Origin of the sequence: Psychrobacter sp. Pi2-52 (assembly GCF_904846705.1) — a bacterium.
Lineage (GTDB): Bacteria > Pseudomonadota > Gammaproteobacteria > Pseudomonadales > Moraxellaceae > Psychrobacter.
The window spans coordinates 86755-108373 of sequence record NZ_CAJHBS010000009.1 but is presented as its reverse complement, the minus strand read 5'-3'; the positions used below and the strand labels follow the sequence as shown (position 1 = coordinate 108373).

The 21619-nt window shown below is 43.2% G+C and carries 18 protein-coding genes; 10 read left to right on the top strand and 8 right to left on the bottom strand.

Going from position 1 to position 21619, the window contains the following annotated elements; all coding sequences use genetic code 11:
* Positions 1-159: 159 nt before the first annotated feature.
* Genes JMY00_RS07025 through JMY00_RS07015 form a run of 3 tightly spaced genes read right to left on the bottom strand, consistent with a single transcriptional unit; the run spans position 160 to position 3781 of the window.
* Positions 160-942, bottom strand: a complete 783-nt coding sequence (locus JMY00_RS07025; protein WP_201579610.1) for an SDR family NAD(P)-dependent oxidoreductase — start codon at positions 940-942, stop codon at positions 160-162.
* Between the two features lie 3 nt (positions 943-945).
* Entirely contained in the window at positions 946-1953 is a 1008-nt protein-coding gene (locus JMY00_RS07020; protein ID WP_201579609.1) for an NADP-dependent oxidoreductase, read from the bottom strand.
* Positions 1954-1975: 22 nt separating this feature from the next.
* Positions 1976-3781, bottom strand: a complete 1806-nt coding sequence (locus JMY00_RS07015; RefSeq protein WP_201579608.1) for an acyl-CoA dehydrogenase — start codon at positions 3779-3781, stop codon at positions 1976-1978.
* A gap of 181 nt (positions 3782-3962) precedes the next feature.
* On the opposite strand from JMY00_RS07015, the gene JMY00_RS07010 reads away from it, so the two are divergent.
* Positions 3963-4985 carry a helix-turn-helix domain-containing protein gene (locus JMY00_RS07010; RefSeq protein WP_201579607.1) on the top strand — a complete coding sequence of 341 codons (1023 nt, stop codon included), beginning with the start codon at positions 3963-3965 and terminating at the stop codon, positions 4983-4985.
* Between the two features lie 19 nt (positions 4986-5004).
* Here the strand turns inward: JMY00_RS07010 and JMY00_RS07005 are convergent, their stop codons facing one another.
* Entirely contained in the window at positions 5005-6282 is a 1278-nt protein-coding gene (locus tag JMY00_RS07005; protein WP_201579606.1) for an LD-carboxypeptidase, read from the bottom strand.
* A gap of 199 nt (positions 6283-6481) precedes the next feature.
* Here JMY00_RS07005 and JMY00_RS07000 point away from each other — a divergent pair, with 199 nt between their 5' ends.
* Complete coding sequence (locus JMY00_RS07000) at positions 6482-6961, top strand: YkvA family protein (RefSeq protein ID WP_201579605.1); 480 nt, start codon at positions 6482-6484, stop codon at positions 6959-6961.
* A gap of 121 nt (positions 6962-7082) precedes the next feature.
* Here the strand turns inward: JMY00_RS07000 and JMY00_RS06995 are convergent, their stop codons facing one another.
* Together JMY00_RS06995 and JMY00_RS06990 are read right to left on the bottom strand one after the other, a co-directional pair.
* Positions 7083-7388 (bottom strand): hypothetical protein, encoded by a 306-nt coding sequence (locus JMY00_RS06995; protein WP_201579604.1) that lies wholly within the window; start codon positions 7386-7388, stop codon positions 7083-7085.
* Positions 7389-7504: 116 nt separating this feature from the next.
* Positions 7505-8050, bottom strand: coding sequence for a hypothetical protein (locus JMY00_RS06990; protein WP_238052329.1), 546 nt, complete (start codon positions 8048-8050; stop codon positions 7505-7507).
* Positions 8051-8573: 523 nt separating this feature from the next.
* On the opposite strand from JMY00_RS06990, the gene dnaQ reads away from it, so the two are divergent.
* The 8 genes from dnaQ to JMY00_RS06950 all read left to right on the top strand — a co-directional run bounded on the left by dnaQ (position 8574) and on the right by JMY00_RS06950 (position 17843).
* Entirely contained in the window at positions 8574-10232 is a 1659-nt protein-coding gene (gene dnaQ, locus JMY00_RS06985; protein ID WP_201579603.1) for a DNA polymerase III subunit epsilon, read from the top strand.
* Between the two features lie 147 nt (positions 10233-10379).
* Positions 10380-12062 carry a hypothetical protein gene (locus tag JMY00_RS06980; RefSeq protein ID WP_201579602.1) on the top strand — a complete coding sequence of 561 codons (1683 nt, stop codon included), beginning with the start codon at positions 10380-10382 and terminating at the stop codon, positions 12060-12062.
* Positions 12063-12299: 237 nt separating this feature from the next.
* Positions 12300-13244 carry an NAD(+) diphosphatase gene (nudC, locus tag JMY00_RS06975; RefSeq protein WP_201579601.1) on the top strand — a complete coding sequence of 315 codons (945 nt, stop codon included), beginning with the start codon at positions 12300-12302 and terminating at the stop codon, positions 13242-13244.
* Positions 13245-13502: 258 nt separating this feature from the next.
* Positions 13503-14348, top strand: coding sequence for an RnfABCDGE type electron transport complex subunit B (locus JMY00_RS06970; protein ID WP_201579600.1), 846 nt, complete (start codon positions 13503-13505; stop codon positions 14346-14348).
* 120 nt (positions 14349-14468) lie between these two features.
* Positions 14469-15164 carry an endonuclease III gene (gene nth / locus JMY00_RS06965; protein ID WP_201579599.1) on the top strand — a complete coding sequence of 232 codons (696 nt, stop codon included), beginning with the start codon at positions 14469-14471 and terminating at the stop codon, positions 15162-15164.
* A gap of 489 nt (positions 15165-15653) precedes the next feature.
* A complete protein-coding gene (gene metK, locus JMY00_RS06960) occupies positions 15654-16820 on the top strand; it encodes a methionine adenosyltransferase (RefSeq protein WP_057760687.1) in 1167 nt (388 codons plus the stop codon).
* A gap of 76 nt (positions 16821-16896) precedes the next feature.
* A complete protein-coding gene (locus JMY00_RS06955; protein ID WP_201579598.1) occupies positions 16897-17253 on the top strand; it encodes a DUF3144 domain-containing protein in 357 nt (118 codons plus the stop codon).
* Between the two features lie 233 nt (positions 17254-17486).
* Entirely contained in the window at positions 17487-17843 is a 357-nt protein-coding gene (locus JMY00_RS06950; RefSeq protein ID WP_201579597.1) for a hypothetical protein, read from the top strand.
* Between the two features lie 141 nt (positions 17844-17984).
* On the opposite strand, the gene JMY00_RS06945 is transcribed toward JMY00_RS06950, so the two are convergent.
* Together JMY00_RS06945 and JMY00_RS06940 are read right to left on the bottom strand one after the other, a co-directional pair.
* Positions 17985-19637 (bottom strand): BCCT family transporter, encoded by a 1653-nt coding sequence (locus tag JMY00_RS06945; protein ID WP_057760694.1) that lies wholly within the window; start codon positions 19635-19637, stop codon positions 17985-17987.
* Between the two features lie 239 nt (positions 19638-19876).
* Entirely contained in the window at positions 19877-21529 is a 1653-nt protein-coding gene (locus JMY00_RS06940) for a BCCT family transporter (RefSeq protein WP_201579596.1), read from the bottom strand.
* Positions 21530-21619: the final 90 nt, after the last annotated feature.

Genomic DNA, 21619 nt, shown 5'->3' with positions numbered 1-21619 from the left:
CAGATAACTAAACGCAGATAACTAAACGCAGATAACTAAACGCAGATAACTAAACGCAGATAACTAAACGCAGATAACTAAACGCAGATAATCGCTGTCGAAACTAACAGCGATTATCGAGCACTAATGAACTGAATAATGAGCGCTCAATGCTCACGGTTACGCTAGCATACCACCATCTAAGGTGAAGGCATGACCATTCATAAAGCTGCTTTCATCGCTGGCAAGCCACGCAATCGCACTAGAAATTTCACTGACGTTTCCTAGGCGGCGCAGTGGACTGGCCTTTATCGTTGCTTGCTGCGTACGCTCATCCATCGTTGCCATAGTATTGCGAACCATTGGCGTATCAATGAAGCTTGGGCATACCGCGTTAAAACGGATATTGGCACGGGCATACTCATGGGCAGCAGATTTAGTCAGACCCATAACCCCATGTTTAGCTGCACTATAGGCTGAAATCATAGGCGCTGAACGAAGACCAGCAATAGAGGCGACGTTGATCACATGACCACCGCCATTAGGCAGCATACAATTGACCGCAGCACGCATACAGTGCCACACACCTTTTAAATTCACTGCGATATTACGATCAAAATCCTCATCGCTTAGCTCGTGCATTGGTGAAGGCTTGTGATCGATACCAGCGTTGTTTACCACAACATCTAGGCCACCAAGCGTTTCTACTGCAAAGTCGAACAACGCACGCACTTCATCACCACTGGTCACGTCTACTTTTTTGAAGACGATACTATTGCCAGCATCTTGACCCTGCTTGGCAACTGCTTCGCCCATCTCTTCTGCCATATCACCAATGACGACTTTTGCACCGCGACTGGCTAGTAGTAATGCACTGGCTGCGCCGATGCCTGACGCACCGCCAGTGATCAAAATTCGTTTGCCAGCTACATCTGATGCAACTCCATCTGTATTCAGTGTCATGATCTATCCCTCTACCTTAAGTACTAGTTTGCCAAAATTTTCACCGTTAAAGAGCATCATTAGAGTATCAGGGAACGTCTCGATACCTTCAACGATATGATCTTTTACTTTCATATCACCTGACTGAATCCAGCCAGCGATATCCTTCATTGCGATTGGATATTCTTTGATATTATCAAACACCACGATGCCTTCCATGCGAGCACGATTGACCAACAGTGATAGATAGTTCGATGGGCCTTTTACTGCTGTGGTGTTGTTATATTGGCTGATAGCCCCGCAAATAACGATACGCGCATGTAGATTAATCTGAGTAAGCACGTCATTTAAGATATCACCGCCTACGTTGTCAAAGTACACATCGACACCGTCTGGGCAGGTTTTCTTTAGTGCTTTTTTCACATCTTCATTTTTGTAATCAATCGTCGCATCAAACCCAAGCTCATCGACCAAGAATTTACATTTCTCAGCACCGCCCGCGATACCAACGACGCGGCAGCCTTTAATTTTAGCAATTTGACCAACCAAGCTACCAACCGCACCAGCAGCTCCTGATACCACTACCGTTTCGCCTGCTTTTGGTTGACCTGTTTTTAGCAGACCGAAATACCCTGTCATACCCGGCATACCTAGGACGCCTAAGTAGTAAGACAGCGGCGCTAGGCTTGGATCAACTTTATGCAGACCAGTACCATCGCTGACCGCATATGACTGTATGCCGTCGTGACCTGCGACATAGTCACCTACTGCAAATTTCTCATGCTTACTTTCAATCACTTCACCCACAGTACCGGCGCGCATAACTTCACCAATTTGTACTGGCGCGATATAAGATTTGGCATCGTTCAACCAACCACGCATCGCCGGATCGATAGAGATGTATTCAACCTTAATCAGTAGCTGACCATCGGTGATCGTCGGTATTTCTGTCTCGGTATAATCCCAAGTCTCAGCACTTGGCTCGCCTACTGGTCTTGCTTTTAGGCGCCATTGTTTGTTTATCGCTGTCATGTCTCTTTCCTTAGAGTTGTCCTTAGAACCAGTCCGCTTGCATATCAGTGCAAACCGAGTTGGTGTTGGTTAATAATTCGATGTCACGTTTAACTAATGGTAGTTCCCAATCGATGAAGTATTTGGCTGCTTGTATCTTGCCTTTGTAAAAGTTTTGCTGCTCGACATCTTGCGTCGTACTTAGCAGCTGCTCGGCTTTACTGGCTTGGCGAATCCAAATCCAGCTCAGTACAATTGAGGCAAAAATATTCATTAATGCTTGAGCATTACCAGTAAGGGTTAGTGCTTCTTCTGTCTGCAACACTTTACCCAAATGCACGAGCACTTCATGCAACTGACCCATATAAGGCATCAGCTTGCCTGCAAGTTGCGCGCTCTCAGGTGTCGTGATGCTTTCTAAATCTTTTGTAATTTCACGTTTTAGGATTTGAATGCCTAACCCACCTTTTTGCCATAACTTGCGGAATGACAAATCTAGCGCCTGTACACCGTTTGTGCCTTCATGAATGGGATTTAGACGATTGTCACGCCAAAATTGCTCAGCTTGATATTCACGCGTATAGCCTGCGCCACCCAATACTTGAATTCCTAAGTCATTGGCTTTTGGGCCATACTCAGATGGCCATGCTTTTAGCACTGGCGTTAGCAAATCCAACAACTCTGTTAGCTCATTTCTTAGCGTTTCGTCTTCGCAAGTGTTGATACGGTCAATTAGGTTTGAGCCATATAGACATAATGAGATGCCGCCTTCAGAATAAGCTTTTTGCGCCAATAGCATGCGCTTTACGTCACCATGCTGAATAATAGCCGTTGCATCATCTTCAGGCTTATTGTTTGGCGCAATGCGACCTTGTGTACGGTCTTTGGCATAATCTAGCGAATACTGATAGCCACGATAACCAATCATAGAAGCGCCAAAACCGACAGCGATACGTGCCTCATTCATCATCTTGAACATATAGCGCAAGCCAAAGTGCTCTTCGCCGATTAAATAACCATGACAATCGCCTTCGTCACCGAAGCTCAATGCCGTAGAAGTTGCACCTCTATAGCCAAGCTTATGAATCAGTCCAGTCAGATGTACATCGTTACGCTCGCCAACAGACAAGTCAGCGTTCAAGCGATATTTAGGCACGGCAAATAAAGAGATACCTTTGACGCCACCTGGGCCACCTGGTACTTTGGCCAGTACCAAATGCACGATATTGTCAGATAGCTCATGATCACCTGCTGAAATATAAATCTTGCTGCCCTTGACGCGGTACGAGCCATCGTCTTGTTTTACCGCGATGGTTTTGATATCGGCAAGCGATGAACCTGCATGTGGCTCAGTCAGTGCCATGGTGCCGGTGAACTCACCTGTCAGCATGCGCGGCATAAAGGCTGCTTTGATATCATTGCTAGCAAAATGCGAGATGACGTTGATTGCCGCAGTGGTCAGAAATGGATAGGCAGTCGTTGATGGATTGGCTGCCATAAAATAGCCTGCCACAGCAGTCATAACCGTCTCAGGTAACTGCATGCCGCCGTCTTCGAAACTATAACGACCAGCAATAAACCCAGACTCGCGAAACGCATCAAAAGCGACTTTCACATCACTTATCATGCTGACTTTTTTGCCATCGAACTGCGGCTCGTTCTTATCTGCGATATGGTTGTGTGGCAAAAATAAATCTGTCGCAATCTTATTTGCCGTCTCTAGCACAGCATCAAATGTCTCACGGCTATGTTCTGAGAACTTTGCGTGCTCGGTGAGTGATTCTGTGCCTAGCACATCATACAATTGGAAAGGTAATTCAAAATCGTTTAGGAGGGTATCTGCGGCCATAGTATTCTCATTAACTAATTAAATTTGGTTATCAATTGATATTAGTCTAATTTGATACCTGTCCGTATTGTCATTTATGACATAATTATGGTCAAATAAGACATAAACAGAGTGTCTAACCGGTTAAAATCAGCCAAATAATGGCTATTTTGGTAAGCACAGCAAAGGAAACGAGTGACTTATGCCCTATTTCAAACCTTTTAAAATGATTATTCTTGGCTTCGACGGGGTACTTGGCAGTGTGCTCTCTGGCGCATTGGACTTGTTTTCATTCACAGGGGTTAGCTGGCAACGCTTTTCGAATGAGTCTGTAGAGCCACGATTTAATGTACAGATTGCAAGCTTGGGTGGCGGTGATATCAGGTGTAGTAATCGGTTAATCATGCAAGCCCACTGTGATATCCGAGACGTGACAGAGTGCGACTTATTGCTTGTGCCAACCATTGGCGATTCTATTGATAAGGTATTGAAGCAAAACAATGAGCTGCTGCCGCACCTAGTACGACTTGCGAATACCAAGGCCGATATAGCAAGCAATTGTAGCGGTGCATTTTTTTTGGCAAAGGCGGGATTATTAGATCATAAGATAGCCACTACACACTGGGGCTACGCCAATAAGTTTAAGGCAGACTTTCCACTCGTGGACTTACAAGAAAATCAGTTTGTGACCCATTCAAGAAGCGAGTCAACAAACCAGTCAGGCAATATATTTTGTGCAGCTGGTGGCAGCGCCTTTTATGATTTGGGGCTATTATTGATAGAGCGTTACTGCGGACGTGAGATTTCTACGCAGGTAGCAAAAACCCAAATCATCGATAGCAAAAGAGGCAGTCAAAATAGCTATACCAATGTAACCTTACACAAGCCACATTCGGACCATTTGATTAAACAAGTACAAGAATATATCGAAGAGAACTTTCAACATTCTTTGCAGGTCAGCAGTTTAGCCGCTATGGTAAACATTACCCCGCGCACTTTAAACAGGCGCTTCCAGTCCTGCGTGGCGATGCGACCGATTGAATATATTCAGGCCGTCAGAATTGAACAAGCCAAACGCTTACTTGAGTTGGGCGATGTATCGATCAAGTCGCTTGCCGATCAAGTAGGTTATGATGATATCTCTTCATTCACGCGTCTATTTAAACGTGCGACAGAGCTGACACCTAAAGAATATCAAGATAAGTTTTCGCGGTTGGCTATTTAAAAAGAACAGTGCTTAGCGTTTAAGCATTTTGCCACAAGCCTTCTACTTGGATAGCATCAGCTTTAATAGTTGGATAATCGGTAAATACCAACTGATAGCCACCATCTGTATTAGGTATAAGCTGGCAAGTCGCTCCTAGCGGAAAGCTGTATTTTTTGCCGATATGACCAAAAGGCATACCACTATATACCGGCAATCCTGTTAATTCATGCAACTGACGAATGACTGTGGCGACATCATAACGTTTGTCATAGCTGTCCTCGCCCGTACCAGACAAGGCCCCAAATACAATCGCTTGCTGATTTTTAAACACACCTGCGAGATATAAGTCATATAACATGCGCTCAATACGATACGCCTGCTCGCCAACATCTTCTAAAAACACAATACCACCATCAATACGCGGTAAATACTCACTACCTGCCAGCGCTGACACGACACTTAAGTTACCACCCCAAATCGTACCAGTTAATGGTTTTGGCTCATTCTTTGTCAGTATGGCAGGTAGCTGCTGACTGGTTAGCGAGGTATCTTGTATGCTGATAGTTAGATTGGAGTTAGTTAGTGCTTCAACAAACTGCTGACAGCTGACCTTGTCAGGCGCAGTTTTGCCAAACTCACTATAGAGCATCGGCGCGGCAAGCGTGCTCATTGACCCTTTTGCCAATAGCGCACACTGAATAGCCGTTACATCACTGAATCCTGCGAGTATCGTGCCGCGCTCCTTCATAATGTGTCCTAGCGTCGCCCAGTCCACCATAGGCAATATACGCATGGCACCGTAACCACCGCGCACACCTAGCAGCAGCTTTGGCACGGCTATTGCCCCAGTGGCAAGGTTTTGAAAATCGCTAGCACGCTGTGAGTCCGTTCCCGCAAAGCGTAAGTACTGACGATTGGTAATAGCAGGATTTTCTACTTTAAACCCAGCACAAGCCACCCGATCTAATGCCAACTGATTACGCTCATCACTACCACCGACATTGGAGCTAGCAAAAAGTCGCGTCTCAATCGTAGGCGTGATACAACCTGTCTGCGTCAGTGACTCCTGTGACGTTTGTGCTAATGAGCGATTATCCAACAACGAAGTTGGCAGATCATCTTTAGTCAGCTGCGTACTATGACCAGACTCGATAGGACTGGCTGCAAGCGCTTGAGAAATACTTTGGCTCGCTAATACTGCTGTGCCTGCACTCACAACGATTCGACGTAGAAACTGCCGACGGTTTAGCCCAGAGTTTGTTTCAGTTGCATGAGTATTTTTATTATCTATCCATGCCTGACGTTTAATCCCCATATCTTACTGCTACCTTATCACTTTTATTTTTATGATTTTTTTAAATCTTATGGCAGCATATTGTAGACGCTTTTCTGACACTGATGGTTGCCTAATCTTTACCGATATTTACTTTTTCGCTACTGAGACACACAATATAGGTCGATTAGATTTGTTACTGTAAATACAAATTCATTGCAAAAAATAAAAGGTAATAATTATGTTTAATAAAAAAACCGATAAAAACAAGACACTTGACTCTAATTTAGAATACTTGCTGGGCAAAGAAGATAAGCTAAAAGAAAAGTTAGAGGACAGCGGCTATCTTGAGCCGTTTAGTGATGATTTAATGCTATTTATGAGTCTTGTCAAAGACTATTACAAAGGTGACTACCGTAAGATTCCTTTTAAGACAATCTCAGCTGGCGTTATTGGTGCGCTCTATGTGCTAAATCCAATTGACCTTATTCCTGATTCTATTCCGTTTATCGGTCATATCGATGATGCGCTAGTACTTAAATTTTGTTTGAAGCAGGCCAGAAAAGATCTGCAAAAATACAAAGAATGGAAGCAGGAACAATCAGCTACTAAGGATAAGTTAGAATCTAACAATGATACGGATAAGACTAGTAACGACAAGACTAGTACTGATGAGAAAGACAGCGACGAGACTGGTACTAATCTGAAGAAAGCCTCGTGAAGATTAATACTTTCAGCTATTAAAAAAAGTGATTCATAATCACAGTATTAAAAAAGCCACGACCGCGAATTAATATTTCGGTCGTGGCTTTTGTTACTCACAATCCATTCAATACTGTATTTTAATCAGGCACTTCATAATTAGCTTTTTCTGGATTAAGACCAAACGAGTAGACGAAGGTCGCAACGAGACTATTGACAATAATGAAAGGTAAATCAATCGCAGTATGACCAAGTGCATAGCGACCAAGCAGCCAAGAGACGATCAACATGATAATAAAAAATGCACCCAAATATGCCAAAATTGCAGGGTGTTTCAAATTATAAGGCTGTTCAGGCTTCGGTTGTTTGTCTAATACATACGTCCTTACTGCCCAACCAGCTGCATAAGAGAACCCACCTAACACTACGTAACTGAAAAAATTCATATCGCTTAACTCTAATGGTATGACTGTTTATAACAAAATGCTGTTTATACAAATATCATCGACCAACAATGATATTTATAGTCGATACTTATTTAAATACTATCATCAATGCTTATTTAAATACTGTCATCAACATTATCGATAACAAGATTGGCATGTGGGTTGGCTAAAATATCAGTATTCACCTCATCACATTCCACGCGATAGATCGTGTTGGCGCCTCGGTAAATATAAGACAAGTACTCACTGTCTAAGAGCGGATCAATATTTGCGTAAGCTGGTTTGACATGAGCCAACACAAGCACTCGATCAGGACGACCAATAACCGCATCGACATTGTCTGGATCGATAGAGAAGAACTGCGGTATGTCGCTATTTTCAATCACTTCTAACGGCTCTGGAGTATCCCAGACGCGCTTAGCAGTGACGGGTTCTTTCATTTGCATTACCCAAGTGTCATTTTGCTGGCTGACTTTTATCTGAGCAGGCTCATCTTGACTCACCGTATAACAACCTTCAAAGACAGACAGATCTGCTGCAACTTCAGTATCTACTTGAGGGCTAGTATCATTACAAGCGCTCAGAAAAATCGCGCTGCTGGCAGTCACACTGAGCATCAAATAGGTCAGTCTCTTATTAAATAAATTCGAGCGTAAGGACATAATGGGGTTATCCTGCAATCATGCATTAAAAACTTTTATTAAGTGTACTATTGTCAAAATGTCACTAGGGCGTGTCACCAATTAGATTATGAGCATTAAAATAAGATAAATTGATGCTAACCAAGGAAAAATTCGCAGTGAATATAAACATATTGACAAGAACTTTGACACAGTTTAGCGAAAATTTAGCCATTTTAAGGCCATAAATTGCATTAATGTGCTAATTGATGACACGCCCTAGATAGCTGTATCAGAAAAATGCGCTTGGGCATCTTTGTAGCAAAGGCAGCTCTGTAACTAAAAACTAGAGCCTTTCAGAGAGCTTCGCTATTTTAACAGAAAACCAAGACGTTACTATTATGTTATAAGTTACCGTAAGAGTTTTCTGACTTTGTGCGTCACGACTGCCCATATTTATGATAGATTTGCTATACTCACAACGTCATCATCATCGTTCGAATAACGTAAACGAGATGCTCTAATACTACCCTATGCTTACCACTTATCAGGTCCATACTCCTTTATGTCAGACAACCGTAATTCAATGCCAAACACTCATAAAGACAACGCGATTGATCCATTGGCTGCTAAAACAAATACCACTGTGGCCTATACTGATGGTGCTTGCAAAGGCAATCCTGGCGCTGGCGGCTGGGGCGCACATCTTATATTTAGTGATGGCAGCACGCAAGATTTGTACGGCGGCGACAAAGAAACCACCAATAACCGTATGGAGCTAATGGGTGCAATACAAGCCCTGACCCATAGCCCGCATGAGCATACTCTTGAGATTTGGACTGACTCCAGTTATGTCAAAAAAGGCATTACTGAATGGATTGAAGGTTGGAAGAAAAAGGGCTGGAAAACTGCCAGTAAAAAGCCAGTCGCCAATCAAGACCTATGGCAACAATTGGATAAACTCTGCCAACAGCGTGATGTTAGCTGGCATTGGGTCAAGGGTCACGCTGGACATGCGGGTAATGAAAAAGCAGACGAGCTGGCAAACCTAGGTGTCACCTCAAACAGCGGGCATTCAGCTATAGTCAGTGAAGCAGATACGACTAAAAAAAAAGACCATATAGCGACTGATATTAATCCTAACATTGATACTAATACTGACGCTAACACGGATACCTTGCAAAAATCGTCTAGCGCTGACTGGCTAAGTTTCGATCCATTGGGTTTAGATATGATGGACGATGAGTTTGATGAAGCGCTATTAGAACCTGAGCCGCTAAAAGAAGATAGTCAGAGTGCTGCTGACAATCGTAATATGAATGAAAACATTGCTGTAGAATTTAGCAACCATCAAGACAATACATACAACCCGACGAGTACCAAAGCTATGCCAGATATTCAAACGCACCTAGATGATACCGTCGACAATGATATGTTGCCAAGTGTTGATTTTGATGCACCTAAGTTCGATGGGGATACTAGCCGTGCCAACCCACATTTTAAGCCGCTATTACCAAAGCCGATACATCGCCATGAAGCAGATCGTCAGCTTATCATGGATACAGAAACCACAGGGCTTGATGCACTAAAAGGCGACCGTATTATCGAGGTCGGTATTGTGGAGCTGGTCGGACGTAAGTTTACTGGTGAAAAGCTGCACGTTTATATCAATCCGCAGCGCGGTATGGATGATGAAGTTATTCGTATTCATGGTATCTCTGAAGCATTTTTGACCGACAAGCCGACCTTTGATCAAGTGGCTCAGTCTTTATATGACTTTATGGACGGCGCTGAGATTATCGCTCATAACGCTACTTTTGATATGAACTTCTTAAATATGGAGTTTGCAAAAGTTGGTCTGAATGACTTTGCTAATCGAGTGCAAGTAACCGATTCGCTGGCGATGGCCAAGCAGCAATACCCTGGGCAAAAAAACACGCTAGATGCCCTCGTGCGTCGCCTAGATGTTGGTAAGCAAGACCGTACTTTTCACGGAGCATTACTTGATTCAGAGATTTTAGCCGAAGTTTATTTGGCGATGACTGGCGGACAGGTCACGCTTGCCATCGAAGAGGATACAGATACCGATGGCGGACAAACCGCTCATGCAAGTTTCGCCAATTTAGCAAATTTATTACTGGCTTCAACATCGGATGAAACTGCTGAACAAAGCTGGTATACCGCTTTGGCAGAAGATTATCCTGCCCTAAAAGCTAGCATGTAATTGTCCTTTGAATTTTTATTGAACCGACATTTGTATAATTTAGTCTTGATTATTATGATAGAAAGCGTTAAAACATCACTAACCAATACTTTCTAAATCAACTTTACACTATTGCTATTCTCATCAGTACATTATGGAAAAATACTTATGGACCAGTCTGCGCAAATGAAGCTAACCGCCCCAACGCTTAGTGTTACTGATTTTAACCTGCCATCACTTCATTTATTGCATGATGAGGTTATAGCAACGCTTAAAGATACTGAAATTCATCTAGGCGAGTTCAACGATGATAGTAGTCAGGCACCTTTGTTGTCAGATTCTATCGAAGTATTAAAGCAGCTGTCTTGTATTTTTAAACTCATTTCTTTGGTCGGTGCAGAAGCATTGAATGATGCCATTGTTGGTGGTTTACAGAGACTTTATGACAATGGTGATAACAACGATACCGACTTGATCATGGATCTATCAGAAGCCATCATGACCTTGGATCGTTATGTTGAGTTTGTCCTCTTGACTGAATCGGTAGAGCCTACTCTACTGATACCTGTAATCAACAAGCTTAATGCGCATAGTCAAGAAGCTCCTATTACGGCAGACTATTTCTCTGCATTTGGTAGCAGTAGTGTCATCATCGCCAACCCTGAACAAAACTTTGAATCTCTAAGCACGCTTAATCTAGACACAGAGCTGCTGACCAACGCGTATCGTAGTGGCCTTAGCATTGCACTACTCAATCAAGATGGCAACATTGACTCTACGGATCAGCAAAAGCTGGATGCTATGAGTGCAGCTTGTGCATTAATCGCTGCAAATACTGATAGTTTGTTTTGGCAAGCGGCGACTGCTGCCGTGACTGATATCGCAGCAGTATTACCATTAAACCTAAGTCAAAAGCACACACTTATCTATTTAGAGCAGCAATTTCAAAGCTATTTACCAGTCATGGATACCCGCTTTGCAGATTTAGTGAGCTTTGCCTGTCAACGTGATAACGAGCAAGCGCAGCAATTACGTGAACAATATGCAAGTAACCATTTAGAAGGTGCTCAGCTAGAACAAATGAAGCGCTTTTTATTCGGTCCTAACCGCGAACTTACCGATACGTTAAACACAATTATTCAAAATCAGATCAACAATATTAAAGAACACGTCGATAGCTATGCACGTGGCGATTCAATCAATCCTATTGATATGCAGACAGCACAGATTATTAAAGAGCTGACCGAACTGAGTTCGGCATTACGTTTGTTAGGTCTGTCCAACGCAGCCAATAGTCTTAGCGAAGCAGCAGAAGCTGTGAGCCATTGGCAAGCACCTTCTCCTGAAGATTTTGATCATTTGCTACTAGCATTAATGCATGCAGAGAACGCCACCATTGCTATGGCAGAGATGCATACACCAGGGGCAATCTATCTACCACTGAATAATCCGCATATCTCATTGCATCAGCTTAATACGGCCAATGATACCTTGATACAAGAAAGCCGAACTGCGATTGCTAGTGCTGAGCAAGCCATCAATGATTATTTGGCGGAGCCTGAGCGCGACATGCTTAATATCCAAAATATACCTGGGATGATGCGTCAAGTAGCAGGCGCAGTACGTTTCTTACAACTGCCCACACCTGCCAGCATGCTGAGTCAGCTAGCCAACTACATTGAAAAGCGTATCGAAGGCGGACGACGTATCGAAGACAGTACGTTAGCCTGCATCGCTGATGTTATCATGGCGGTCGATCATCACTTAGATGGTTTTGAGAATAATCGCCCTGTTAGCAAGCAAGCGCTTGATGTTGGTCAACAGAGCTTGAGCCACCTACTTGCTGCTTAACTTTTCTCATTGTCATGTCATGGTCATCACCTCTTAACCATGACATCTCATTTACGTATAGATAACTCAAGATAATGTAGGTACAAGTCAGGCACGTGAAAGCGCTACAGTCATTAGGCTGAATCAACTTGACAACATATCTGCATATCTGATTTGTATAGAATTGATGATACTTTACTCTAAATAAGTCTGTGTCTACGTCGATGCGGACTTACTTTATAATGTTTGGAATTTTATATGGCTCATGCTTTTGTATTAAGTGATGACAGTATCTTATGCCGTCAAATGCCAGATGGTTGGTGGCCTTTGCAAGTTCAGCTATCGCCCGATAGTAATAACTTAAGCGAGCAAGCTTATCAGGTTGGTCACATAAGGCTTCACGAGAGCCTAGCACCAAATCATTGGTTATCAGACGATAGCAGTAGCGCTGGCAACCATGCAAAGGGTACGGTTGATGCCAATATGGCTCATAGCTTTACTGCCCAAGCGACAAGCGCCATGACTTATGACTATGCAGTTGCTCATAACGTGACGCTACCAATTATCGCTGAAAGCAGTGGTAACACTTTTGTTCCTTATCGAAAATTGATGACTCATCTACCAGTCGCCTTGTCAGATCAGATTAGCCAAGCGATACAGCTATTAAGCTGGCAAGCAGATACGCAGTTTTGTGGTCGCTGTGCTAGCCCTACCGTACATGCTGACCAAGGCGAACGTGCCATGGTTTGTCCAATATGTCGATTGCGCCAATACCCTCGCGTACAACCGTGCGTCATTACTGCTATTACTCGTCCAAACCCAGTGACGGATGAGATGCAAATCTTATTGGCTCACCATCATCGTCATGGACAGCAAAACCTGCCGCCAATGTATGGTTTGATCGCAGGGTTTGTAGAAGTTGGAGAGAGTCTGGAGCATGCGGTAGTACGTGAAGTCGCGGAAGAGGTCAATATCAGCGTATCAGATATCCGCTATGTCAGTAGTCAGCCATGGCCATTCCCCTCTAACTTGATGCTTGGTTTTCGAGCCTCGTATGCCAGTGGCGATATTATCTTGCAAGAAGATGAGCTAGCACATGCTGACTTCTTTGATCTCTCAAACCTACCCAGAATTCCGCCAAAGGGTAGTATCGCTCGCGATTTGATTGATCAAGTGGCTAAAGAACAAAATATAGATTTATAATCAGTACTTATCTACAAATACCACATTACGCTATAGTATTGTATTTTCAATCTCATATCTTTAAAATCGCTGCTTCTGTGATAAGCGTTTTACTTTAAATTTTATTTTTTAGTAAGTAACACGCCAACATGAGCAGTAACACGCTAACATGAGCAGATGCTCTTATAGATACTGTTTTACAAAGACCGCTTTCTCAACACTTTATCTCTATTTATACTAATACCTATTCTTACGACTGGTATTAAGGTCCTTAATTAAATGCAAAGTAGCACCAATATACGCTTAGTCAACCTACCTATCTTATTCGATACATTACACATTGATACCTTGCCCGCTGACATACAGGCAAAAATTGCACGTGTGGATGCTTGTTTGCCACAGACGCAATGCGGACTATGTGAGCACCCAGATGGTTGCCTGCCATATGCCGCTGCAATTGTATTAAATGGCGAGCCATATAATAAATGTGTGCCTGGTGGTCAGCCAGTCACCAATGCGATTGCTCAGACTCTCGATATAGATACTCTTGACACTACGCTGACGGCGGTGCCTTCACAGTGGCCAATAGATGCCACCTCTGAACGTCCGACCGAGGTTCGTGCGGTTATCCGTGAAGATGACTGTATCGGCTGCACCAAATGCATCCCTGCTTGTCCAGTCGATGCTATCGTTGGTACTGGTAAGCATATGCATACGATTTTTACAGATTTGTGCACGGGCTGCGAGCTATGTATCGCGCCCTGCCCTGTTGATTGCATTGACTTAGTCACGGTTGAGCGGGAAATATCTGAGACTGAGCGAATAGCAGAGCAAGAGGATTTGAGACAACGCTACCATACCCATTTAAAACGTGTCACAGAACAGCTTGCCGATACGAGCAATAGTAGACCTGTCGTTAGTATGGTAGAGGCTAAGCTCAATAATGCAGCAAGCCAGTCTCTAAACATCAGTGAGTCGCAAGCGAAAAACACCATTGCAGCTGCCAAGCTCCGTACCAAAATCAAAAAAATAGAAAAGCAATTGAGTGTGCGTGCAAATGATAAGAAACAAGCCGAGCTCGAATCCTTACAAGCTGAGCTTGAGTCATTGCAAGTAGCGTTATAACGGTAATAGCTGATTACGCAGTGAATGCGTTAATAAATTGATACTTTAATCATTAACATGAATGCTAGCGCTAGCATATAATTTGGCACAAACATTCATCAAAATAATAGTCAAAATGCCATGAGTAAAACGGTTAAACATAAAACAGCTGACACGCCGCCCTCTAGACGAATGCCCAATCGTGACGTGCGTCCATTCTTTGAAAAGCTGGCAGCGACTATTGATGAGCCTGTCACCGAACTCAATTATGACAGTAATTTTGAGTTACTTATCGCGGTAATTTTGTCCGCACAAGCGACTGATGTTAGTGTCAATATTGCCACCAAGCAATTGTACCCTGTGGCCAATACACCTGAGGCAATACTGGCATTAGGTGAAGACGGTCTCAAATCCTATATCAAAAACATTGGTTTATATAATGCCAAAGCAAAAAACGTCATTAAAACCTGCCGTGATTTAATTGAGAGGTTTGATAGCACCGTTCCTGATAACCGCAAAGACTTAGAGTCACTGGCAGGTGTCGGCCGCAAAACTGCAAATGTTGTGTTAAATACGGCTTTTGGCCAGCCGACCATGGCCGTTGACACGCATATCTTTCGTGTGGGCAATCGTACTGGGCTTGCCACTGGCAAAACCGTACTCATCGTCGAAAAAAAGCTGGTCGAGCGCATCCCAGAAGACTTCATCGTAGACGCCCATCATTATCTTATATTACACGGCCGCTATACCTGTCAGGCACGTACACCCAAATGCGGCGCTTGCCCTGTCTATGAAGAATGTATGTTTAAAGATAAAGCTGCATTTTTAGAGTTGTAACGTATTGTTCATTTCAAGCAGATGCTACTGCTAGCTAATCATTCAGCTAGATAAACCGCTATCCAGTAACCACCTTTGATTGCAGTGAACTGCTTGTTGAGCATTTCTTATAGTAGAGCAAGTGTTGCTCACTAGAGTTTTATAACGTTTCAAGGTAGAATAACCCTATTTTGCGTTAAGAGATTTTGGCCATTACCCTGTTTCTGATAAGGCAATCTGCACATTAGCGTTGTCTATTAGGGCAAGTAATGACCCAACTCGTTACCGCCAAGACCATATTAGAGCGAGGCAGTATCATTTTATATATTGATTGAATGATAGTCCGCTCACCCTTTGGTCAAATTTATTAGCAAAGATTTTAGTCAAAACCGATTTTAAATTGAGAAATACCGATTATCTGCCGCGTAAATGCGTGGTCAAAATTAATTAGAGCAGCACCCAGATGTGCTGCTTTTCCTACCCTTATTGATTCAATTAAGCGATCCCATTATGCGTGAATACAACTTATTTACCTCAGAATCTGTGAGCGAAGGCCATCCTGACAAAATGGCTGACCAAATATCAGACGCTATCCTTGACGCTATCTTACGTGAAGATCTACATGCACGTGTGGCATGCGAAACCTTAGTAAAAACAGGCGCAGTCATACTTGCAGGTGAAATCACTACAACGGCAAATATCGATTTAGAGCGTCTGGTTCGTGACACCGTAAATGGCATCGGCTATCACCATTCAGACCTAGGCTTTGATGGCGAGACTTGTGCAGTCATCAACATGCTAGGTAAGCAATCTCCTGAAATCGCGCAAGGCGTCGATCGTAGCGACCCAGAAGAGCAAGGTGCAGGTGACCAAGGCTTGATGTTTGGTTATGCAAGTAATGAGACCGAAGTACTGATGCCAGCGCCTATCGAGTATGCCCATCGTTTGATGGAGCGTCAGTCGGAGCTGCGCCGCGCAGGCGAGTTGCCATGGTTGCGTCCAGACGCTAAAGCGCAGGTGACCTTGAAGTATGACGGCAATCGTCCTGTCGCCATCGATGCTGTTGTATTATCAACACAGCATGATCCAAGCATCTCGCAGTCAGATCTACAAGAAGCTGTGATGGAATCTATCATCAAGCAAGTGCTACCAGCTGACCTATTGCACGCTGGCACACGCTATCATATCAACCCAACTGGTAAGTTTGTGATTGGTGGTCCTGTTGGTGATGCTGGTTTGACTGGTCGTAAAATTATTGTTGATACTTACGGCGGTATGGCACGTCATGGTGGCGGTGCGTTCAGTGGTAAAGATCCTTCAAAAGTCGATCGCAGTGCTGCTTATGCGGTACGTTATGTGGCCAAAAACATCGTCGCAGCAGGTCTTGCTGAGCGCTGTGAAGTACAGGTCAGCTACGCAATTGGTGTCGCTGAGCCGACCTCTATCTCTGTCAATACCTTTGGTACTAGCAAAATCAGTAACGATGAGATCATTCGCTTGATTCGCACTCACTTTGATCTACGTCCTTACGGCATTACCCGTATGTTGAACTTACTACAGCCAATGTATCAGCAGACTGCTACCTTTGGACACTTTGGTCGTCCAGGCTCAGAGACTGCCTTTACGTGGGAAAAAACAGACAAAGCTGATATCTTAAAAGCAGACGCTGGTTTATAAGAGTCACTACTTTAAAACGTTTACCAACCATTTTTATATACTAAAAACTACTGACACTTATTATTAGGAGTTGCTTATGTCTCAAGACAATATTCAAGACCAAAACGCTGATGCTAACATCGAAATCACCCCTGAAATGCAGGCGTTCTATCAACGTGCTGACGCTATCATCGGTATCGCAAACAGCCAGTTAGGCCCTGATGCCCATTCAGGACAGGTAGGTGCTTCTTTATTGTATGCTGCAGCACGCTATAGCGCGTCAGTTGCCTCTATCGGCTTCGTAAAAGGCGATGATTTCGCCAAAGAAAAAGACGATATCGTCGAGTTTTATGTCAAACAGTATCGCCAAATGCTGAGCGATAATTTAACTGATTATGCTCAAAACTTTGACAAATACGTGCAGCTAAATCAAGACGTCAAACCAGCTGAATAAGCGAATCTCGTCAGTCTAGATGTCTTTCATTTAGACATACTGTCGTAAAATCAGTATTTGATGGCAGAAAATAAACCCCCAAGCTTAACTAAGCTTGGGGGTTTTTGTATGATGCTTAAGTGGATAGCTACTGACAAATGAGCTACCATAAATGCTTAAGCATTTAGCCTCAGTAGGCAAATACATCAACGATAACAGGACACTATCGAATATTATTAATAAGGACATTTCTTATGAAACAAACTATATCTACTCGTCGATTTTCCACAATTAATCAATCTTCGTTCAAACCGTCATTACTGATACTGACTTTAGCCTTAGCTTTAACTGGCTGTAGCTCTATGTCTGATGTAGGCACGTCTGGTCAAATACCTACCCCATCCAGTCCTGATATCAGTCAGCAGTTTGAAGGTCCTCTGACTCAATGCCCGCCCGCTAACCCCGCCAATAATATCTGTACGGCACAATATGAACCCGTCTGTGTAAAAACGAAAGTTGGATCAATTGTTAGCTACCGAACGGCTAGCAATGCTTGCTCAGCCTGTAATATTCCTGAAGCCATTGGTTATACAAAAGGCGAATGCAATTAACCTATAAAGCGGTTATATCGAAAGCTACTGTACTGATAGCTGCTGTATTGGAAGACTTTCTATTAAAAATATTGAACATCCATAAAAATACCCAGCCTATATAAGCTGGGTATTTTTGTAGCTAAGAAATAAACTTAAAGCTTAAGCATCTTTCTCAAGTGCTGGTGGGCCTTTTAGCAACTCTTCATCACGGAATTCATTGGCCGAATTGTGCTCTGCCGACTCTTCTGTGGTGAACCATTGCTGATTACGATATAGTATCAAACGATCTCGACTGAGACCACGCAATAGAGAGTACATCATCACGACGATCACAATAGCAAAAGGAAAGCCTGAGACAATCGATGCCGCTTGTAATGCACTCAAACCACCTGCTGCTAGCAATACAGCAGCGATAACGCCTTCAGAACCTGCCCAAAATAAGCGCTGGATCTTTGGCGGATTGGTATCACCACCTGATGTCAGCATATCGATAACAAAACTGGCTGAATCTGATGAGGTAACAAACCATAATACAATCATCACCACGATGAGCAAGTTAACCGCACCCGTTAATGGATAAGACTCCATCAATTTAAAGATAGCGCTACCTGTATCGGCTTTGACCGCTTCGATCAGACCTGGGCTAACTATGTTAGGGTCTGCTGCTGCTACCAACTCCATATTTACTGCAGAACCACCAAAAGCGGTAAACCACAGGAACAATATTGTGATAGGAATTAATAATACGCCTAATATAAACTCACGGATGGTACGGCCACGAGAGATACGTGCAACGAATACTCCAACGAATGGTGACCAGCTAATCCACCATGCCCAATAGAAAATCGTCCAAGAAGCTTGCCAATTTTCTTCGCCTCTATAAGACTCTGTCCATAGACCTAACGGCACAATTTGATGCAAATAGTTGCCGATGTTTTCTACGAAGCTGTTAAAGATAAACTGCGTAGGCCCAAAGATAATCACAAAACTTAGCAATATCACAGTGAACAATATATTGGTATCACTTAGACGCTTGATGCCTTTATCCAATCCCATAAACAGAGATAACCCTGCTAGCATGGTGATAAGGCCAATCAAAATAATCTGCACCGTAATATTATTGGGTATACCAAATAACGTCTCAAGGCCTGAGTTAATCTGCAAGACACCAAGACCTAACGTGGTCACTACCCCAAACATCGTACCAAATACGGCGAGCGTATCTACCGTATGCCCCCAACCGCCGTAGATCTTTTTACCCAATATTGGATAAAGTGTCGAACGGATAGCCAGTGGTAAACCTACTCGATAATGAAAATAAGCAAGCGATAGCGCAACCATGCCATATAGCGCCCATACATGTAGACCATAATGTAGGAATGAGATATTCATCGCTTGCTTGGCAGCGGCAACTGTCTCCGCCTCGCCTAATGGTGGTGCCATGAAGTGATACAGCGGCTCAGCGGTGCCCCAATAAAGCAGCCCAATACCGATACCAGCTGAAAACAGCATACCAATCCAAGAAACCATATTGTACTCTGGTCTCTCATTCTGATGACCGAGTCTGATATCGCCGTAGCGGCTAAATATCATATAAATACTCATGACCAATGTTAAATTGACCACGACAATAAAGAACCAGCCAAAGCGTAAAGAGACAAATGCTTTTGCTTGGTTAAATACGACTTCTGCTTGTTCATTGAATAAAGCGCCAAAAATAATGAACGCCAGTATCAAGATTGCTGAAGTCAAAAATACAGGTTTACTTACCCGCGGAAAAGGGCCTAATCGGCCAACTTTTACATGATCCATAGGTATATCCCCAAAAAAGTGCGTAACCATACCAAGGTATGAACGAATTATCAAATATAACACCTTGTAAATACTGCCGAATGTATAGAAATGGTAGTAACATTTCGGTAATAATTTTCAACAAACCGAATTTGTCCTGAATAAATTTAAGTATCTTCTCCCAATAAAGAAGCCCCAACTTAAAAATGAATTGGGGCTTCTTCTGTTAAAAGCTTGAGAAGTTATCTTAATTCTATTTTTTAGTCACCTTTAACAATCTTAGGTGGTCCTTTGAGTAGATGCTCATCAGCAAATTCATCTGCCGAGTTGTGATCTGCTGACTCTTCAGTAATATAATGCTGCTGCGCTCTATATAGAATCAGACGATCGCGACTCAAGCCACGCAGTAGCGCATACATCATGGCAAATATAACCAAAGCAAATGGCAATCCTGCTACGATAGCGGCGGCTTGTAACGCGCTTAATCCACCAGCAGCTAACAAAACAGCAGCAATGACGCCTTCAGTGCTTGCCCAAAATAAACGTTGAATCTTTGGCGGATTGGTATCACCACCTGCGGTCAACATATCAATGACAAAACTTGCTGAATCTGATGAGGTCACGAACCACAATACAATCATAATCACAATCATAAATGTAATGGGTTGCGCCAATGGATAGTACTCAACCAATTTAAAAATGGCACTACCAAAATCTGTTTGTACAGCCTCGACCAGTCCAGGACTAACCAACGCTGGATCAATAGCAGCAAGCAGCTCCATATGAATAGCAACGCCGCCGAAAGTTGAAAACCAGAAGAACAATATGGTCATAGGAATAAGTAATACCCCAAGTAAAAACTCTCTAATCGTACGACCACGGCTGATACGAGCAATAAACACGCCGACAAATGGTGCCCAACTTACCCACCATGCCCAATAAAATATCGTCCATGCTGACTGCCAGTTTGCCTCACCTTCATAAGACTCCCCCCACAGACCTAATGGCACAACCACTGAAAGATAGTTGCCGATATTTTCTAGGAAGCTATCAAAAATGAAAAGCGTCGGCCCTAAGACGACCATAAAGCCAAGTAGAATAGCCGTTAGACCGATGTTTACATCACTTAGACGCTTGATACCCTTATCCAAGCCCATCATGACAGAACAGGCGGCTAAAGCAGTAATAAAGGCAATCAGAGCAATTTGTATTGTGAGATTATTAGGAATACCAAATAACTTCTCAAGCCCTGAGTTAATTTGCATAACGCCAAGACCGAGTGACGTCACCACACCAAACATCGTACCGAATACGGCTAAGATATCAACGGCATGACCCCACGAGCCATATATTTTTTTACCCAGTATAGGATAAAGGGTTGAGCGAATCGATAGTGGTAAGCCACGGCGAAAATGGAAATAAGCTAAAGATAGCGCTACAATTGCGTACAATGCCCAAGCATGCAAGCCCCAATGTAAAAAGGTAATATTCATCGCCTGCTTGGCGGCTTCTATCGTTTCCTTTTCACCAAGTGGCGGTGCCATAAAGTGATATAAGGGCTCCGCTGTACCCCAGTAGACAAGTCCAATACCGATACCAGCAGAGAACAGCATACCGATCCACGAAAATAGACTGTACTGTGGTGTCTCAGTTTGAGCACCAAGACGAATATCGCCATAACGGCTCATAGACAAATAAACACAAAGTCCTAAGGCTACATTAACGAGAATAATGAAAAACCAACCAAATTTATCGGTAATAAAGCCTTGTAAAAAACTGAACAACGTGCCGGCAGATTCAGTAAAAAAAACGCCAAGAACAATAAATATAATAATAAGTAATGCTGAAGTCAAAAAAACAGGTTTGCTTACCCGCGGGAAAGGGCCTAACCTGCCAACTTTTACATGATCCATAGGTATATCCCAAAAAAAGTGCGTAACCATACCAAGGTATGAACGAATCACTAAATATAACACCATGTAAATACTGCCGAATGTATAAAA